This is a genomic window from Citrobacter sp. LJND-P06, from assembly GCF_058188415.1.
The window spans coordinates 4,514,103-4,528,702 of the sequence record NZ_CP187317.1 but is presented as its reverse complement, the minus strand read 5'-3'; the positions used below and the strand labels follow the sequence as shown (position 1 = coordinate 4,528,702).

The following is a 14,600-nucleotide window of genomic DNA, read 5'->3' as shown; positions in this document are numbered from 1 at the left end:
CATGGCTGTAGATGATACTCAACCCCTTATTACGCATCTGATTGAGCTGCGTAAGCGCCTTTTGAACTGCATTATTGCGGTTATCCTGATTTTTCTGGCGTTGGTTTACTTTGCCAACGACATTTATCATTTGGTTGCTGCGCCGCTGATCAAACAGTTGCCTCAGGGGGCGACGATGATCGCCACAGATGTGGCCTCGCCGTTTTTCACCCCGATCAAACTCACCTTTATGGTGTCGTTGATTTTGTCAGCGCCGGTGATCCTGTATCAGGTGTGGGCGTTTATTGCTCCTGCGCTGTATAAGCACGAACGCCGTCTTGTCATGCCGCTGCTGGTATCCAGCTCACTGCTGTTCTATATCGGTATGGCATTCGCCTACTTTGTGGTCTTCCCGCTGGCATTTGGTTTTCTGGCAAACACCGCACCGCAAGGCGTACAGGTTTCTACTGATATCGCCAGTTATCTCAGCTTTGTGATGGCGCTGTTTATGGCATTCGGCATCTCCTTTGAGGTTCCGGTCGCCATTGTGCTGCTGTGCTGGATGGGGGTAACGACCCCTGATGATTTACGCAAGAAGCGCCCTTATGTGTTAGTCGGCGCATTCGTTGTGGGGATGTTGCTGACCCCGCCTGATGTCTTCTCGCAAACGCTGCTGGCGATACCGATGTATTGCTTGTTTGAAGTTGGCGTCTTTTTCTCTCGTTTCTATGTGGGTAAACGACAAACGCGAGATGAAGACAACGAGGCTGAGAACGAGAAAGCTGAAAACGCTGAGAAAGCAGAGAAAACCGAAGAATAAACACAACCGCCCGTCAGGGCGGTTGTTGTATTGGAGGCAGCATGTTTGACATCGGGGTAAATTTAACCAGCTCGCAGTTTGCGAAAGACAGAGACGAGGTTGTGTCGCGTAGCCTGGCTGCAGGTGTGGACGGTATGCTTCTGACAGGAACCAATCTGCACGAAAGTCAGCAGGCGCAAGCGCTGGCGCGGCAATATACGCGCTGCTGGTCGACGGCTGGCGTTCATCCACATGATAGTAGTCACTGGCAAGCATCAACCGAAGAGGCGATAGTCGCGCTGGCAGGTCTGCCGGAAGTCGTGGCAATTGGCGAATGCGGTCTGGATTTCAATCGCAATCTCTCCACGCCGCAAGAGCAGGAGCGGGCTTTTCTGGCGCAGTTACATATTGCCGCAGAATTACAGATGCCTGTTTTCATGCACTGTCGCGATGCGCATACCCGTTTTTTGACGCTACTGGAACCCTGGCTGGATAAACTGCCTGGCGCTGTACTGCACTGTTTTACTGGAACTCGTCAGGAGATGCAGGAGTGTGTGGACAGAGGGCTTTATATTGGCATCACGGGGTGGGTTTGCGACGAACGCAGAGGGCTTGAGCTACGCGAGTTGTTACCTTTTATCCCGGCAGAAAAACTGCTGATTGAGACGGACGCGCCGTATCTTCTGCCCCGGGACATCTCTCCCAAGCCAGCATCAAGACGTAATGAACCCGCCTGGTTGCCGCATATTCTTGAGCGTATCGCGACGTGGCGTGGGGACGATCCGCAACACCTGGCAGCAATAACAGACGATAACGTCAGAGCGCTGTTTGGGATCGCGTTTTAAATCTTACGAAATCCGGTATTTTTCACGCTCTGCTTTACCTCTTTATTCAACAGGTTAAGCAACAGCATTGAACGCGCTTCGCCATCGGGTTCGGTAAAGATAGCCCGCAGCCCTTCGAATGCCCCTTCTGTAATGAGTACGCTGTCGCCAGGATAAGGCGTTTCTGGGTCGACAATATCGTGATGTTTGCAGATAGAGAGCTGATGAATCACGCTGGAGGGGACTGTTGCGGGCTGTGCGCCAAACCGTACAAAATGGCTGACGCCGCGCGTGGCGTTGATCGTCGTGGTATGAATCACTTCCGGATCAAACTCGACGAACAGATAATTAGGGAAAAGAGGCTCACTGACTGTGGTACGTTTACCGCGTACTATTTTTTCCAGGGTAATCATCGGCGTCAGGCAATTCACCGCCTGTCTTTCGAGGTGTTCCTGGGCACGCTGAAGTTGCCCGCGTTTGCAGTACAGTAAATACCAGGATTGCATAATGACTCTTATTTCCTTATTAGGGGCGCAAGCATAGCAAAAGCTATGCGCTAAGTTAATTATAATCCCCGGGTTTGCTTGCTTCGCCGAAGTTCACGCTAATTTAACAAAAATACAGCATCACGATGATGAACGCCGTATAATGAGGCGCTTACGAAGAGGCCATAATGGACGCCATGAAATATCACGATTTACGCGACTTCCTGACGCTGCTTGAACAGCAGGGCGAGCTCAAACGCATCTCGCTTGAGGTCGATCCTCATCTGGAAATCACCGAAATTGCTGACCGCACGTTGCGTGCCGGTGGGCCTGCCCTGTTGTTTGAAAACCCCAAAGGCTATTCAATGCCGGTGCTGTGTAACCTTTTTGGTACGCCGAAGCGTGTTGCCATGGGGATGGGGCAGGAGGATGTTTCTGCTCTGCGGGAAGTGGGTAAGCTATTGGCGTTTTTAAAAGAGCCGGAACCGCCGAAAGGGTTTCGCGATCTGTTTGATAAACTTCCGCAGTTCAAACAAGTCCTCAACATGCCAACAAAGCGTCTGCGCGGCGCGCCCTGCCAGCAGAAAGTGTTCTCTGGTTCAGAGGTGGATTTAAACCGCATTCCCATCATGACCTGTTGGCCGGAAGATGCCGCCCCGCTCATCACCTGGGGTCTTACGGTGACGCGTGGGCCACACAAAGAGCGGCAGAATCTCGGTATCTATCGTCAGCAGTTGATTGGCAAGAACAAACTGATCATGCGCTGGTTATCTCATCGCGGCGGCGCGTTGGATTTTCAGGAGTGGTGCGCTGCGCATCCGGGCGAACGTTTCCCGGTGGCTGTGGCGCTGGGCGCCGATCCGGCGACGATTCTCGGTGCGGTAACGCCTGTGCCTGACACTCTCTCGGAATATGCGTTTGCAGGTTTGTTACGCGGCACAAAGACAGAAGTCGTCAAATGTATTTCCAACGATCTTGAAGTCCCTGCCAGTGCGGAAATCGTGCTGGAAGGCTATATCGAGCCGGGTGAGCTGGCGCCGGAAGGCCCTTATGGCGACCATACTGGCTACTACAATGAAGTGGATAGCTTCCCGGTCTTTACCGTCACGCATGTGACGCAGCGTGAAGATGCTATCTATCATTCGACATACACCGGCCGGCCGCCCGACGAACCTGCGGTGCTGGGCGTGGCGCTAAACGAAGTCTTCGTTCCCATTTTGCAAAAGCAGTTCCCGGAAATCGTCGATTTTTATCTGCCGCCGGAAGGCTGCTCTTATCGACTGGCCGTGGTGACAATTAAAAAACAGTACGCCGGTCATGCGAAGCGCGTCATGATGGGGGTGTGGTCATTTTTACGCCAATTTATGTACACCAAATTTGTTATCGTCTGCGATGATGATGTCAACGCACGCGACTGGAATGATGTCATTTGGGCGATAACTACCCGTATGGACCCGGCCAGGGATACCGTGCTGGTAGAAAACACGCCAATTGATTATCTGGATTTTGCCTCGCCAATCTCTGGGCTTGGTTCAAAAATGGGGCTGGATGCCACCAACAAATGGCCTGGTGAAACCCAACGTGAGTGGGGGCGTCCCATTAAAAAAGATCCTGACGTTACCGCGCGTATCGATGCGATCTGGGATGAGCTGGCCATCTTCAACAACGGTAAAGGCGCCTGAGGCGCGATCGTTTTGCCCTATAGACCCGACAGAGGGAGCGCATGACAACCTTAAGCTGTAAAGTGACCTCGGTAGAAGCTATCACCGATACCGTATATCGCGTACGTTTAGTGCCAGACGCAGCGTTTTCTTTTCGCGCTGGTCAGTATTTGATGGTGGTAATGGACGAGCGGGACAAACGTCCGTTTTCTATGGCATCCACGCCGGATGAGCAAGGGTTTATTGAGTTGCACATCGGTGCCTCGGAACTCAATCTGTATGCCATGGCAGTGATGGACAGAATCCTGAAAGACAGAGAAATCGTGGTGGATATGCCGCACGGTGAAGCCTGGCTACGTGATGATGAAGAGCGTCCGCTGATCCTGATTGCCGGGGGAACTGGATTCTCTTACGTGCGTTCAATTCTGCTTACTGCGCTGGCGCGTAACCCGCAACGCGATGTCACTATTTATTGGGGCGGTCGGGAAGAAAAGCATCTTTACGATCTCTCTGAGCTGCAAGCGCTTGCGGTCAATCATCCTCATCTGCGTATTGAGCCGGTGGTTGAACAACCAGAAGCGCAATGGCGTGGCCGCACGGGAACGGTATTAACTGCGGTCTTACAGGATCATGGTACGCTGGCTGGACATGATATCTACATCGCCGGACGTTTTGAGATGGCGAAAATCGCTCGCGACCTGTTCTGCAACGAACGCAGCGCGCGGGAAGACCGTCTGTTTGGTGATGCGTTCGCTTTTATTTAACGCAATAAAAAACCCGCCCCTGACAGGCGGGAAGAACGGCAACTAAACTTTCTTTCTTCGCCATTGACACCAATGGCGTTGAGATAACACGGTTGTAGGCCGGGCAAGCGAAGCGCCCCGGCATTTTGCCCGATGGCGCGTTGCTTATTGGGCCTACGTTATCTTGCTTAAACCCGCTCAAACACCGTCGCGATCCCCTGACCCAATCCGATACACATCGTCGCCAGACCAAACTGGACGTCTTTGCGTTCCATCAGGTTTATCAGGGTGGTGCTGATACGTGCGCCAGAACAACCGAGCGGATGACCCAGGGCGATCGCGCCGCCATTCAGGTTGATCTTCTCGTCGATCTGCTCCATCAGCCCCAGATCTTTAATACACGGCAGGATCTGTGCGGCGAACGCTTCGTTCATCTCAAATAAACCGATATCACTGGTCGAAAGCCCTGCTTTTTTCAGCGCCAGTTTTGAGGCTGGCACAGGGCCGTAGCCCATGATTGAAGGGTCACAACCCACGACGGCCATTGAGCGAATGCGCGCGCGCGGTTTCAGACCCAGCTCACGTGCACGACTTTCGCTCATCACCAGCATGGCGGCAGCGCCGTCGGAGAGGGCAGAGGAGGTGCCTGCGGTGACCGTACCGCTGACCGGATCAAACGCGGGTCGCAGTGTGGACAATGCTTCGACGGTGGTTTCCGGGCGGATAACCTCATCGTAGTTAAACTGCTTTAGCACGCCGTCGGCATCATGACCGCTGGTCGGGACGATTTCGTTTTTAAAGGCGCCGAACTGCGTGGCCGCCCAGGCGCGGGCGTGTGAACGCGCAGCGAAGGCATCCTGCATTTCACGGCTGATACCGTGCATGCGGGAGAGCATTTCTGCCGTTAATCCCATCATGCCCGCGGCTTTCGCCACATTGCGGCTTAAGCCGGGATGGAAATCGACGCCGTGACTCATCGGCACATGGCCCATATGTTCCACACCGCCAATCAGGCACGCCTGCGCATCGCCGGTCATGATCATCCGCGCGGCGTCATGCAATGCCTGCATTGATGAACCACACAGACGGTTGACGGTCACCGCAGGGACAGAGTGCGGCACTTCCGCCAACAGCGCGGCGTTACGGGCAATGTTGAAGCCCTGTTCCAGCGTCTGCTGTACACAACCCCAATAAATATCGTCAAGGGCGGCGGGTTCCAGCGCGGGGTTACGCGCCAGAAGACTACGCATTAAGTGGGCGGAGAGATCTTCTGCCCGCACGTGACGAAACGCACCACCTTTCGAACGGCCCATCGGGGTACGGATCGCATCAACAATTACAACCTGTTCCATTGTGACTCCTTAAGCCGTTTTCAGGTCGCCAACCGGACGGGCAGGCTCAACCGAGGGATAGTACGGTTCGTTATGGCGCGCTTTGTTACGCAGACCTTCCGGTACTTCATACATCGGGCCGAGATGCTGATACTGTTGCGCCATATCGAGATATTTTGCGCTGCCAAGCGTGTCCAGCCAGCGGAATGCGCCGCCGTGGAACGGAGGGAAGCCCAGACCGTAAACCAGCGCCATATCGGCTTCTGCCGGGCTGGCAATGATGCCTTCTTCCAGGCAACGCACCACTTCGTTGACCATCGGGATCATCATACGGGCGATAATCTCTTCGTCGCTGAAATCACGCTTCGCTTTGCTGACGTCAGCCAACAGATTGTCCACGGTGGCGTCTTCTTCTTTCTTCGGCTTACCTTTGCTGTCTTCTGTATAGCGCCAGAAGCCCAGACCGTTTTTCTGACCGAAACGGTCAGTCTCAAACAGTGCATCGATAGCGTCGCGATAGTCTTTCTTCATACGCTGTGGGAAGCCTGCTGCCATCACCGCCTGCGCGTGGTGTGCGGTATCAATGCCCACGACATCCAGCAGGTACGCCGGGCCCATTGGCCAACCAAACTGTTTCTCCATCACTTTGTCAATTTTGCGGAAGTCCGCGCCGTCACGCAGCAACTGGCTGAAGCCTGCGAAATACGGGAACAGTACGCGGTTAACAAAGAAGCCAGGGCAGTCGTTCACCACAATCGGCGTCTTGCCCATCTTGCTGGCCCAGGCCACCACTTTGGCGATGGTTTCATCTGAACTTTTCTCGCCGCGAATGATCTCAACCAGCGGCATCCGGTGAACCGGGTTAAAGAAGTGCATGCCGCAGAAGTTTTCCGGGCGTTTCAGGACGCTCGCCAGTTCGCTAATGGGAATCGTGGACGTATTCGACGCCAGTACGGTGTCCGGACGAACTTTATCTTCCGTCTCCGCCAGTACGGCTTTTTTCACTTTCGGATTCTCAACGACCGCTTCCACCACCACGTCGACGCGCTCAAAACCGGCATAGTTCAGCGTTGGGTGAATGGTAGAAATCACGCCCGCCATTTTCAGACCGTCGATCTTACTGCGCTCAAGCTGTTTGTTCAGCAACTTGGCGGCTTCGGTCATACCGAGGGTGAGTGATTTGTCGCTGATATCTTTCATGATAACCGGTACGCCTTTCCAGGCGGACTGATACGCGATCCCCCCACCCATGATTCCGGCACCCAGTACGGCAGCCTGCTTCGGTGTTTCAACGTCTTTGGTGAGCGTCTTCGCTTTGGCTTTAACGAACTGATCGTTGAGGAAGATACCGACCAGTGCGCGGGCTTCATTGGTGTGCGCCAGCGGGACAAAACTCTGGTTTTCCAGTTTTAATGCTTCTTCACGACCAAAACGGGCAGCAGCTTCAATGGTCTTCACCGCCGTGAGCGGCGCCGGGTAATGTTTACCTGCGGTTTGCGCGACCATCCCTTTGGCGATGGTAAAACTCATTGCCGCTTCAATTTTGCTGAGTTTCAGCGGCTCGAGCTTCGGCTGACGTTTGGCTTTCCAGTCAAGGTCACCATTGATTGCCTGATGTAGCACCGCCAGTGCGCCATCAATCAATTTCTCTGGCTTCACCACGCCATCGACCAGACCGATTTTCAGTGCCTGTTCAGCACCGACATCTTTACCTGCCGCGATGATCTCCAGCGCGCTGTCTGCGCCCAGCATACGGGGCATACGAACGGAACCGCCAAAGCCAGGCATGATCCCCAGCTTCGTTTCTGGCAGACCGATACGCAGATCTGGCGTCGCCAGGCGGTAGTCGGTCGCCAGAACGCATTCGCAGCCGCCGCCCAGCGCATAACCGTTGACGGCGGAAAGGGTGGGAACAGGTAAATCTTCCAGACGGTTAAAGACGCTGTTGGCAAAATGCAGCCACTGGCTTAACTGCTCTTCGGGAACGAGAAACAGTGAAAGGAATTCGGTGATATCTGCACCGACAATAAAGGCCGCTTTATTGGAACGCAGTAGCAGCCCTTTTAAATCTGTTTGCTTTTCCAGCACGTCAAGCGCCTGGCCGAGGCTGGCGACGGTCGCGGTGTCGAGTTTGTTGACCGAGCCTGGAGCATCGAACACCAGTTCGGCAATGCCATTTTCCAGCCAGTCGAGGTACAGGGTGTCGCCTTTGTAAAGCATGTCAGTCTCCTGAATCTGCAAGGTGATCTGGTCATACCAGATTAAGCGAGTGTGTATTTTGTGTTAATAAAATGCAAACGACTGATTAAAAAAATGACGATTTGATCACGCTTGGCAGAAATCACGCAGCCACAATGCGATGTGCTAAGATGCGAAGACTTGAGGTCAAAAACAGAAGGGAAAAAAATGGAATCACTGGCCGCACTCTATAAAAATCATATTGTTACCTTGCAAGAACGGACTCGTGATGCGCTGGCTCGCTTTAAGCTGGATGCGTTACTGATTCACTCTGGTGAGCTCATTAACGTCTTCCTCGACGATCATCCGTATCCGTTCAAGGTCAATCCGCAGTTTAAAGCCTGGGTGCCGGTGACGCAGGTGCCCAATTGCTGGTTGCTGGTCGATGGCGTAAACAAGCCAAAACTGTGGTTCTATCTGCCGGTCGATTACTGGCACAACGTCGAGCCGCTGCCGACCTCCTTCTGGACCGAAGACATTGAAATCATTGCGCTGCCAAAAGCCGACGGCATTGGTAGCCAGTTGCCAGCCGCACGCGGCAACATTGCTTATATTGGCCCGGTGCCAGAGCGTGCATTACAGCTGGATATTGCTGCCAACAACATCAACCCGAAAGGGGTGCTCGACTACCTGCACTATTACCGTTCCTATAAAACGGATTATGAACTGGCCTGCATGCGTGAAGCGCAGAAAATGGCGGTGAACGGTCACCGTGCCGCAGAAGAAGCCTTCCGTTCCGGTATGAGCGAATTTGACATCAACCAGGCTTATCTGACGGCGACCGGGCATCGTGACACGGATGTACCGTACAGCAACATTGTCGCGCTCAACGAACATGCGTCAGTCCTGCATTACACGAAGCTGGATCATCAGGCTCCGTCTGAAATTCGCAGCTTCCTGTTAGATGCCGGCGCGGAGTACAACGGCTATGCGGCTGACCTGACCCGTACCTGGTCTGCCAACAGCGATAATGACTACGCTCAACTGGTTAAAGATGTGAATGACGAACAACTGGCGTTGATTGCTACGATGAAATCAGGCGTCAGCTATGTGGATTATCACATTCAGTTCCATCAGCGCATCGCGAAGCTGTTACGTAAGCATCAGCTTGTGACCGACATGAGCGAAGAGGCGATGGTGGAAAACAATCTTACCGGGCCGTTTATGCCGCACGGTATTGGTCATCCGCTGGGGCTGCAGGTACATGACGTGGCCGGTTTTATGCAGGATGATACTGGAACGCATCTCGCTGCGCCGTCGAAATACCCTTATTTGCGTTGCACTCGTGTGCTTGAGCCGGGAATGGTATTAACCATTGAGCCGGGGATTTATTTCATCGAGTCACTGTTGGCGCCGTGGCGTGAAGGGCAATTCAGCAAACACTTCAACTGGCAGAAAATCGAAGCGCTGAAACCGTTTGGCGGCATTCGTATTGAAGACAACGTGGTTATCCACGCAAACAACGTTGAAAACATGACGCGTGATTTGAAACTGGCGTAATGGACAGTTGGTTAATCCCTGCATCGCCGGTCACTGTTGTTGAAGAGATCAAAAAGAGCCGCTTTATTACGCTGCTGGCCCATACGGACGGCGTAGAAGCGGCGAAAGCGTTTGTGGAATCTGTCAAAGCGGAACACCCGGCGGCCCGCCACCACTGTGTGGCGTGGGTGGCGGGTGCGCCGGACGACTCGCAGCAACTGGGTTTCTCGGATGACGGCGAACCGGCGGGCACGGCAGGGAAACCGATGCTCGCACAATTAATGGGCAGCGGTGTCGGTGAGATTACCGCCGTGGTGGTTCGCTACTATGGCGGTATTCTGCTGGGTACTGGGGGGCTGGTGAAGGCCTATGGCGGCGGCGTGAATCAGGCGCTGCGACAGTTAACCACGCAACGCAAGACGCCATTAACCGAATATACTTTGCAGTGTGAATATGGTCAGTTGACCGGGATTGAAGCATTGCTGGGACAGTTTTCCGGTAAGATCGTTACCAGCGATTATCAGGCATATGTTCTGTTACGGGTGGCGCTTCCTTATGCAAAAGTGGATGAATTTACAGCAAAACTGGCAGATTTTAGCCGTGGTTCATTGCAATTATTAGCGATTGAAGAATAATCCCCACCTCATTTTTAGAACAAAGGAAGCGGCAGAGATGCATTTTCGCGCCATTACCCGAATCGTTGGACTACTGGTCATCTTATTTTCGGGGACAATGATTCTCCCAGGGTTGGTTGCGTTGATCTACCGTGATGGGGCGGGTCGGGCATTTACCCAAACTTTCTTTGTCGCGTTGGCAATTGGTTCTTTACTGTGGTGGCCAAACCGTCGGGAGAAAGGCGAGCTGAAATCCCGCGAAGGGTTTCTCATCGTGGTTCTGTTCTGGACCGTACTGGGTAGTGTGGGTGCGCTACCGTTTATCTTCTCTGAGCAACCGAACCTCACCATTACTGATGCGTTTTTTGAATCCTTTTCCGGGTTGACAACAACCGGCGCCACCACGCTGGTGGGGCTTGATTCGCTGCCACATGCCATTCTCTTTTATCGTCAGATGCTGCAATGGTTTGGCGGTATGGGGATCATCGTCCTGGCGGTGGCCATTCTGCCTATCCTCGGCGTTGGGGGAATGCAGCTTTATCGGGCAGAAATGCCAGGGCCGTTGAAAGATAACAAAATGCGCCCGCGCATTGCCGAAACCGCAAAAACCCTGTGGCTGATTTATGTGTTACTGACCGTGGCGTGCGCGCTGGCGCTGTGGTTTGCGGGGATGCCCGCCTTTGATGCCATTGGGCACAGCTTTGCCACCATCGCCATTGGCGGTTTTTCAACGCATGATGCCAGCGTGGGGTATTTTGACAGCCCTGCTATCAATACCATTATTGCTATCTTCTTACTGATCTCCGGTTGTAACTACGGCCTGCACTTCTCTTTATTGAGCGGGCGCAGCCTGAAGGTTTACTGGCGTGACCCAGAGTTTCGGATGTTTATTGGTGTACAGTTGACGCTGGTGGTCATCTGCACCCTGGTTCTATGGATCCACAATACCTACGCCTCGGCGCTAACGACGCTGAACCAGGCTTTTTTCCAGGTGGTGTCGATGGCGACAACCGCTGGGTTTACAACGGACAGTATTGCGCGCTGGCCGCTCTTTCTGCCTGTTCTCCTGTTGTGTTCTGCCTTTATCGGCGGCTGTGCGGGATCTACCGGTGGTGGCCTGAAGGTGATCCGCATTCTGTTGCTGTTTAAGCAGGGGAACCGCGAACTGAAGCGACTGGTTCACCCGAATGCGGTGTACAGCATAAAGTTAGGAAACCGTGCGTTGCCGGAACGTATCCTCGAAGCCGTCTGGGGTTTCTTCTCCGCGTATGCATTAGTCTTTATCGTCAGCATGCTGGCTATTATCGCCACTGGTGTGGATGACTTCTCTGCCTTTGCTTCTGTTGTCGCAACGCTCAACAACCTGGGGCCAGGCCTTGGTGTCGTTGCAGACAACTTTGCCAGCATGAACCCTGTTGCGAAATGGATCCTGATCGCCAATATGCTGTTTGGTCGTCTGGAAGTCTTCACCTTGCTGGTGCTGTTTACCCCCACTTTCTGGCGTGAATAATGGAGTAACACGTGAAAACACTCATTCTCTTCTCTACCCGGGATGGACAAACGCGCGAGATTGCCTCGTATTTGGCTTCTGAATTAAAAGAGCTGGGGATCTGGGCGGATGTCGTTAATCTTCATCGTACTGAGGAGCCGGACTGGCAAAGTTATGATCGCGTGGTGATTGGGGCGTCTATTCGCTACGGTCATTATCATGCGGCTTTCCAGGAGTTCGTGAAGACACATTCTGCAAGATTGAACGCAATGCCGAGTGCGTTCTATTCGGTGAATCTTGTTGCGCGTAAGCCGGAAAAGCGAACGCCGCAGACAAACAGCTATGCGCGCAAGTTCCTGATGAACTCGCCGTGGCGTCCCGATCGTTGCGCGGTGATTGCGGGGGCGCTTCGTTATCCTCGTTATCGCTGGTACGACCGCATTATGATTAAGCTCATCATGAAGATGTCAGGCGGTGAAACGGACACGAATAAAGAAGTGGTATATACCGACTGGGAACAAGTGGCGATCTTCGCCCGTGAAATCGCGCAATTAACCAGCAATTCGTCGTCAAAATAGGCGTAAAGAATAAAAAATAAGCACTCGGAAGATTATTTTAAATTTCCACTTGTCAGCCTGAAATAACTCCCTATAATGCGCCTCCACTGACACGGAACAACGGCACGCAAGCCGCCGGGTCAGCGGGGTTCCACTGAGAACTCCGGCAGAGAAAGCAAAAATAAATGCTTGACTCTGCAGCGGGATGGCGTAATATGCACACCCCGCGCCGCTGAGAAAAAGCGAAGCGGCACTGCTCTTTAACAATTTATCAGACAATCTGTGTGGGCACTCGAAGATACGGATTCTTAACGTCGCAAGACGAAAAATGAATACCAAGTCTCAAGAGTGAACATACGTAATTCATTACGAAGTTTAATTCACGAGCATCAAACTTAAATTGAAGAGTTTGATCATGGCTCAGATTGAACGCTGGCGGCAGGCCTAACACATGCAAGTCGAACGGTAGCACAGAGGAGCTTGCTCCTTGGGTGACGAGTGGCGGACGGGTGAGTAATGTCTGGGAAACTGCCCGATGGAGGGGGATAACTACTGGAAACGGTAGCTAATACCGCATAACGTCGCAAGACCAAAGAGGGGGACCTTCGGGCCTCTTGCCATCGGATGTGCCCAGATGGGATTAGCTAGTAGGTGGGGTAACGGCTCACCTAGGCGACGATCCCTAGCTGGTCTGAGAGGATGACCAGCCACACTGGAACTGAGACACGGTCCAGACTCCTACGGGAGGCAGCAGTGGGGAATATTGCACAATGGGCGCAAGCCTGATGCAGCCATGCCGCGTGTATGAAGAAGGCCTTCGGGTTGTAAAGTACTTTCAGCGAGGAGGAAGGCGATACGGTTAATAACCGTGTTGATTGACGTTACTCGCAGAAGAAGCACCGGCTAACTCCGTGCCAGCAGCCGCGGTAATACGGAGGGTGCAAGCGTTAATCGGAATTACTGGGCGTAAAGCGCACGCAGGCGGTCTGTCAAGTCGGATGTGAAATCCCCGGGCTCAACCTGGGAACTGCATCCGAAACTGGCAGGCTAGAGTCTTGTAGAGGGGGGTAGAATTCCAGGTGTAGCGGTGAAATGCGTAGAGATCTGGAGGAATACCGGTGGCGAAGGCGGCCCCCTGGACAAAGACTGACGCTCAGGTGCGAAAGCGTGGGGAGCAAACAGGATTAGATACCCTGGTAGTCCACGCCGTAAACGATGTCGACTTGGAGGTTGTTCCCTTGAGGAGTGGCTTCCGGAGCTAACGCGTTAAGTCGACCGCCTGGGGAGTACGGCCGCAAGGTTAAAACTCAAATGAATTGACGGGGGCCCGCACAAGCGGTGGAGCATGTGGTTTAATTCGATGCAACGCGAAGAACCTTACCTACTCTTGACATCCACGGAATTTAGCAGAGATGCTTTAGTGCCTTCGGGAACCGTGAGACAGGTGCTGCATGGCTGTCGTCAGCTCGTGTTGTGAAATGTTGGGTTAAGTCCCGCAACGAGCGCAACCCTTATCCTTTGTTGCCAGCGGTTCGGCCGGGAACTCAAAGGAGACTGCCAGTGATAAACTGGAGGAAGGTGGGGATGACGTCAAGTCATCATGGCCCTTACGAGTAGGGCTACACACGTGCTACAATGGCATATACAAAGAGAAGCGACCTCGCGAGAGCAAGCGGACCTCATAAAGTATGTCGTAGTCCGGATCGGAGTCTGCAACTCGACTCCGTGAAGTCGGAATCGCTAGTAATCGTGGATCAGAATGCCACGGTGAATACGTTCCCGGGCCTTGTACACACCGCCCGTCACACCATGGGAGTGGGTTGCAAAAGAAGTAGGTAGCTTAACCTTCGGGAGGGCGCTTACCACTTTGTGATTCATGACTGGGGTGAAGTCGTAACAAGGTAACCGTAGGGGAACCTGCGGTTGGATCACCTCCTTACCTTAAAGAACCTGCCTTTGTAGTGCTCACACAGATTGTCTGATGAAAATTAGCAGTAAGAAATCTCTGCAGGCTTGTAGCTCAGGTGGTTAGAGCGCACCCCTGATAAGGGTGAGGTCGGTGGTTCAAGTCCACTCAGGCCTACCAAATTTATCCTGATACTGCGTTGTGAAACGACTCGCATACTTCAGTATGCTTCGCCATTCCACGCCTTGTCTCAGTATAAATTACCGGTAATGAGATTTAGCATTTGTGATGGGGCTATAGCTCAGCTGGGAGAGCGCCTGCTTTGCACGCAGGAGGTCTGCGGTTCGATCCCGCATAGCTCCACCATTACTTACTGCAAAAACACAAGAAAACTTCAGAGTGTACCTGAAAAGGTTCACTGCGAAGTTTTGCTCTTTAAAAATCTGGATCAAGCTGAAAATTGAAACGACACACTGTGTCTGTTCTCCGTAATAA

General features: G+C 53.1%; 11 protein-coding genes, 2 tRNA genes and 1 rRNA gene. 11 read left to right on the top strand and 3 right to left on the bottom strand.

The window, feature by feature from the left end; translation table 11 throughout:
* Window position 1: 1 nt before the first annotated feature.
* Both tatC and tatD read left to right on the top strand, forming a co-directional pair.
* Window positions 2–799 carry a Sec-independent protein translocase subunit TatC gene (gene tatC / locus ACO7SM_RS21305; protein ID WP_490469129.1) on the top strand — a complete coding sequence of 266 codons (798 nt, stop codon included), beginning with the start codon at window positions 2–4 and terminating at the stop codon, window positions 797–799.
* Between the two features lie 41 nt (window positions 800–840).
* A complete protein-coding gene (gene tatD / locus ACO7SM_RS21300) occupies window positions 841–1,623 on the top strand; it encodes a 3'-5' ssDNA/RNA exonuclease TatD (RefSeq protein WP_490469128.1) in 783 nt (260 codons plus the stop codon).
* Here the strand turns inward: tatD and rfaH are convergent.
* Window positions 1,620–2,108, bottom strand: a complete 489-nt coding sequence (gene rfaH, locus ACO7SM_RS21295) for a transcription/translation regulatory transformer protein RfaH (protein WP_490469127.1) — start codon at window positions 2,106–2,108, stop codon at window positions 1,620–1,622. The genes tatD and rfaH overlap by 4 nt on opposite strands.
* A 167-nt stretch (window positions 2,109–2,275) precedes the next feature.
* On the opposite strand from rfaH, the gene ubiD reads away from it, so the two are divergent.
* On the top strand, window positions 2,276–3,769 hold the full coding sequence (gene ubiD, locus ACO7SM_RS21290) for a 4-hydroxy-3-polyprenylbenzoate decarboxylase (RefSeq protein ID WP_192613935.1): 1,494 nt from the start codon (window positions 2,276–2,278) through the stop codon (window positions 3,767–3,769).
* Between the two features lie 41 nt (window positions 3,770–3,810).
* Entirely contained in the window at window positions 3,811–4,512 is a 702-nt protein-coding gene (gene fre, locus ACO7SM_RS21285; RefSeq protein ID WP_490469126.1) for an NAD(P)H-flavin reductase, read from the top strand.
* A gap of 167 nt (window positions 4,513–4,679) precedes the next feature.
* Here fre and fadA read toward each other — a convergent pair whose 3' ends face one another.
* On the bottom strand, window positions 4,680–5,843 hold the full coding sequence (gene fadA, locus ACO7SM_RS21280) for an acetyl-CoA C-acyltransferase FadA (RefSeq protein ID WP_490469125.1): 1,164 nt from the start codon (window positions 5,841–5,843) through the stop codon (window positions 4,680–4,682).
* A 9-nt stretch (window positions 5,844–5,852) separates the two neighbouring features.
* The gene (fadB, locus tag ACO7SM_RS21275) at window positions 5,853–8,042 is read right to left on the bottom strand and encodes a fatty acid oxidation complex subunit alpha FadB (RefSeq protein WP_490469124.1); all 2,190 of its coding nucleotides are present in this window, start codon (window positions 8,040–8,042) and stop codon (window positions 5,853–5,855) included.
* 186 nt (window positions 8,043–8,228) lie between these two features.
* On the opposite strand from fadB, the gene pepQ reads away from it, so the two are divergent.
* The 7 genes from pepQ (at window position 8,229) to ACO7SM_RS21240 (ending at window position 14,471) form a co-directional block, all read left to right on the top strand.
* Window positions 8,229–9,560 (top strand): Xaa-Pro dipeptidase, encoded by a 1,332-nt coding sequence (pepQ, locus tag ACO7SM_RS21270; protein ID WP_490469123.1) that lies wholly within the window; start codon window positions 8,229–8,231, stop codon window positions 9,558–9,560.
* Window positions 9,560–10,174: an IMPACT family protein gene (locus tag ACO7SM_RS21265; protein WP_490469122.1), complete on the top strand. Its 615-nt coding sequence runs from the start codon at window positions 9,560–9,562 to the stop codon at window positions 10,172–10,174. Before pepQ ends, ACO7SM_RS21265 begins: the two co-directional genes overlap by 1 nt.
* 37 nt (window positions 10,175–10,211) lie before the next feature.
* A complete protein-coding gene (gene trkH, locus ACO7SM_RS21260) occupies window positions 10,212–11,663 on the top strand; it encodes a Trk system potassium transporter TrkH (protein ID WP_203359433.1) in 1,452 nt (483 codons plus the stop codon).
* Window positions 11,664–11,674: 11 nt separating this feature from the next.
* Entirely contained in the window at window positions 11,675–12,220 is a 546-nt protein-coding gene (hemG, locus tag ACO7SM_RS21255; RefSeq protein WP_490469121.1) for a menaquinone-dependent protoporphyrinogen IX dehydrogenase, read from the top strand.
* Between the two features lie 376 nt (window positions 12,221–12,596).
* Window positions 12,597–14,138: ribosomal RNA gene (locus tag ACO7SM_RS21250) — 16S ribosomal RNA — on the top strand.
* Between the two features lie 70 nt (window positions 14,139–14,208).
* Window positions 14,209–14,285: transfer RNA gene (locus ACO7SM_RS21245), tRNA-Ile, on the top strand.
* Between the two features lie 110 nt (window positions 14,286–14,395).
* Window positions 14,396–14,471: transfer RNA gene (locus ACO7SM_RS21240), tRNA-Ala, on the top strand.
* The last annotated feature ends 129 nt before the right edge of the window (window positions 14,472–14,600 follow it).

Coding starts and splice junctions, on each gene's coding strand:
- tatC (WP_490469129.1), top strand. CDS start 2: ATGGCTGTAGATGATACTCAACCCCTTATTACGCATCTGATTGAGCTG.
- tatD (WP_490469128.1), top strand. CDS start 841: ATGTTTGACATCGGGGTAAATTTAACCAGCTCGCAGTTTGCGAAAGAC.
- rfaH (WP_490469127.1), bottom strand. CDS start 2,108: ATGCAATCCTGGTATTTACTGTACTGCAAACGCGGGCAACTTCAGCGT.
- ubiD (WP_192613935.1), top strand. CDS start 2,276: ATGGACGCCATGAAATATCACGATTTACGCGACTTCCTGACGCTGCTT.
- fre (WP_490469126.1), top strand. CDS start 3,811: ATGACAACCTTAAGCTGTAAAGTGACCTCGGTAGAAGCTATCACCGAT.
- fadA (WP_490469125.1), bottom strand. CDS start 5,843: ATGGAACAGGTTGTAATTGTTGATGCGATCCGTACCCCGATGGGCCGT.
- fadB (WP_490469124.1), bottom strand. CDS start 8,042: ATGCTTTACAAAGGCGACACCCTGTACCTCGACTGGCTGGAAAATGGC.
- pepQ (WP_490469123.1), top strand. CDS start 8,229: ATGGAATCACTGGCCGCACTCTATAAAAATCATATTGTTACCTTGCAA.
- ACO7SM_RS21265 (WP_490469122.1), top strand. CDS start 9,560: ATGGACAGTTGGTTAATCCCTGCATCGCCGGTCACTGTTGTTGAAGAG.
- trkH (WP_203359433.1), top strand. CDS start 10,212: ATGCATTTTCGCGCCATTACCCGAATCGTTGGACTACTGGTCATCTTA.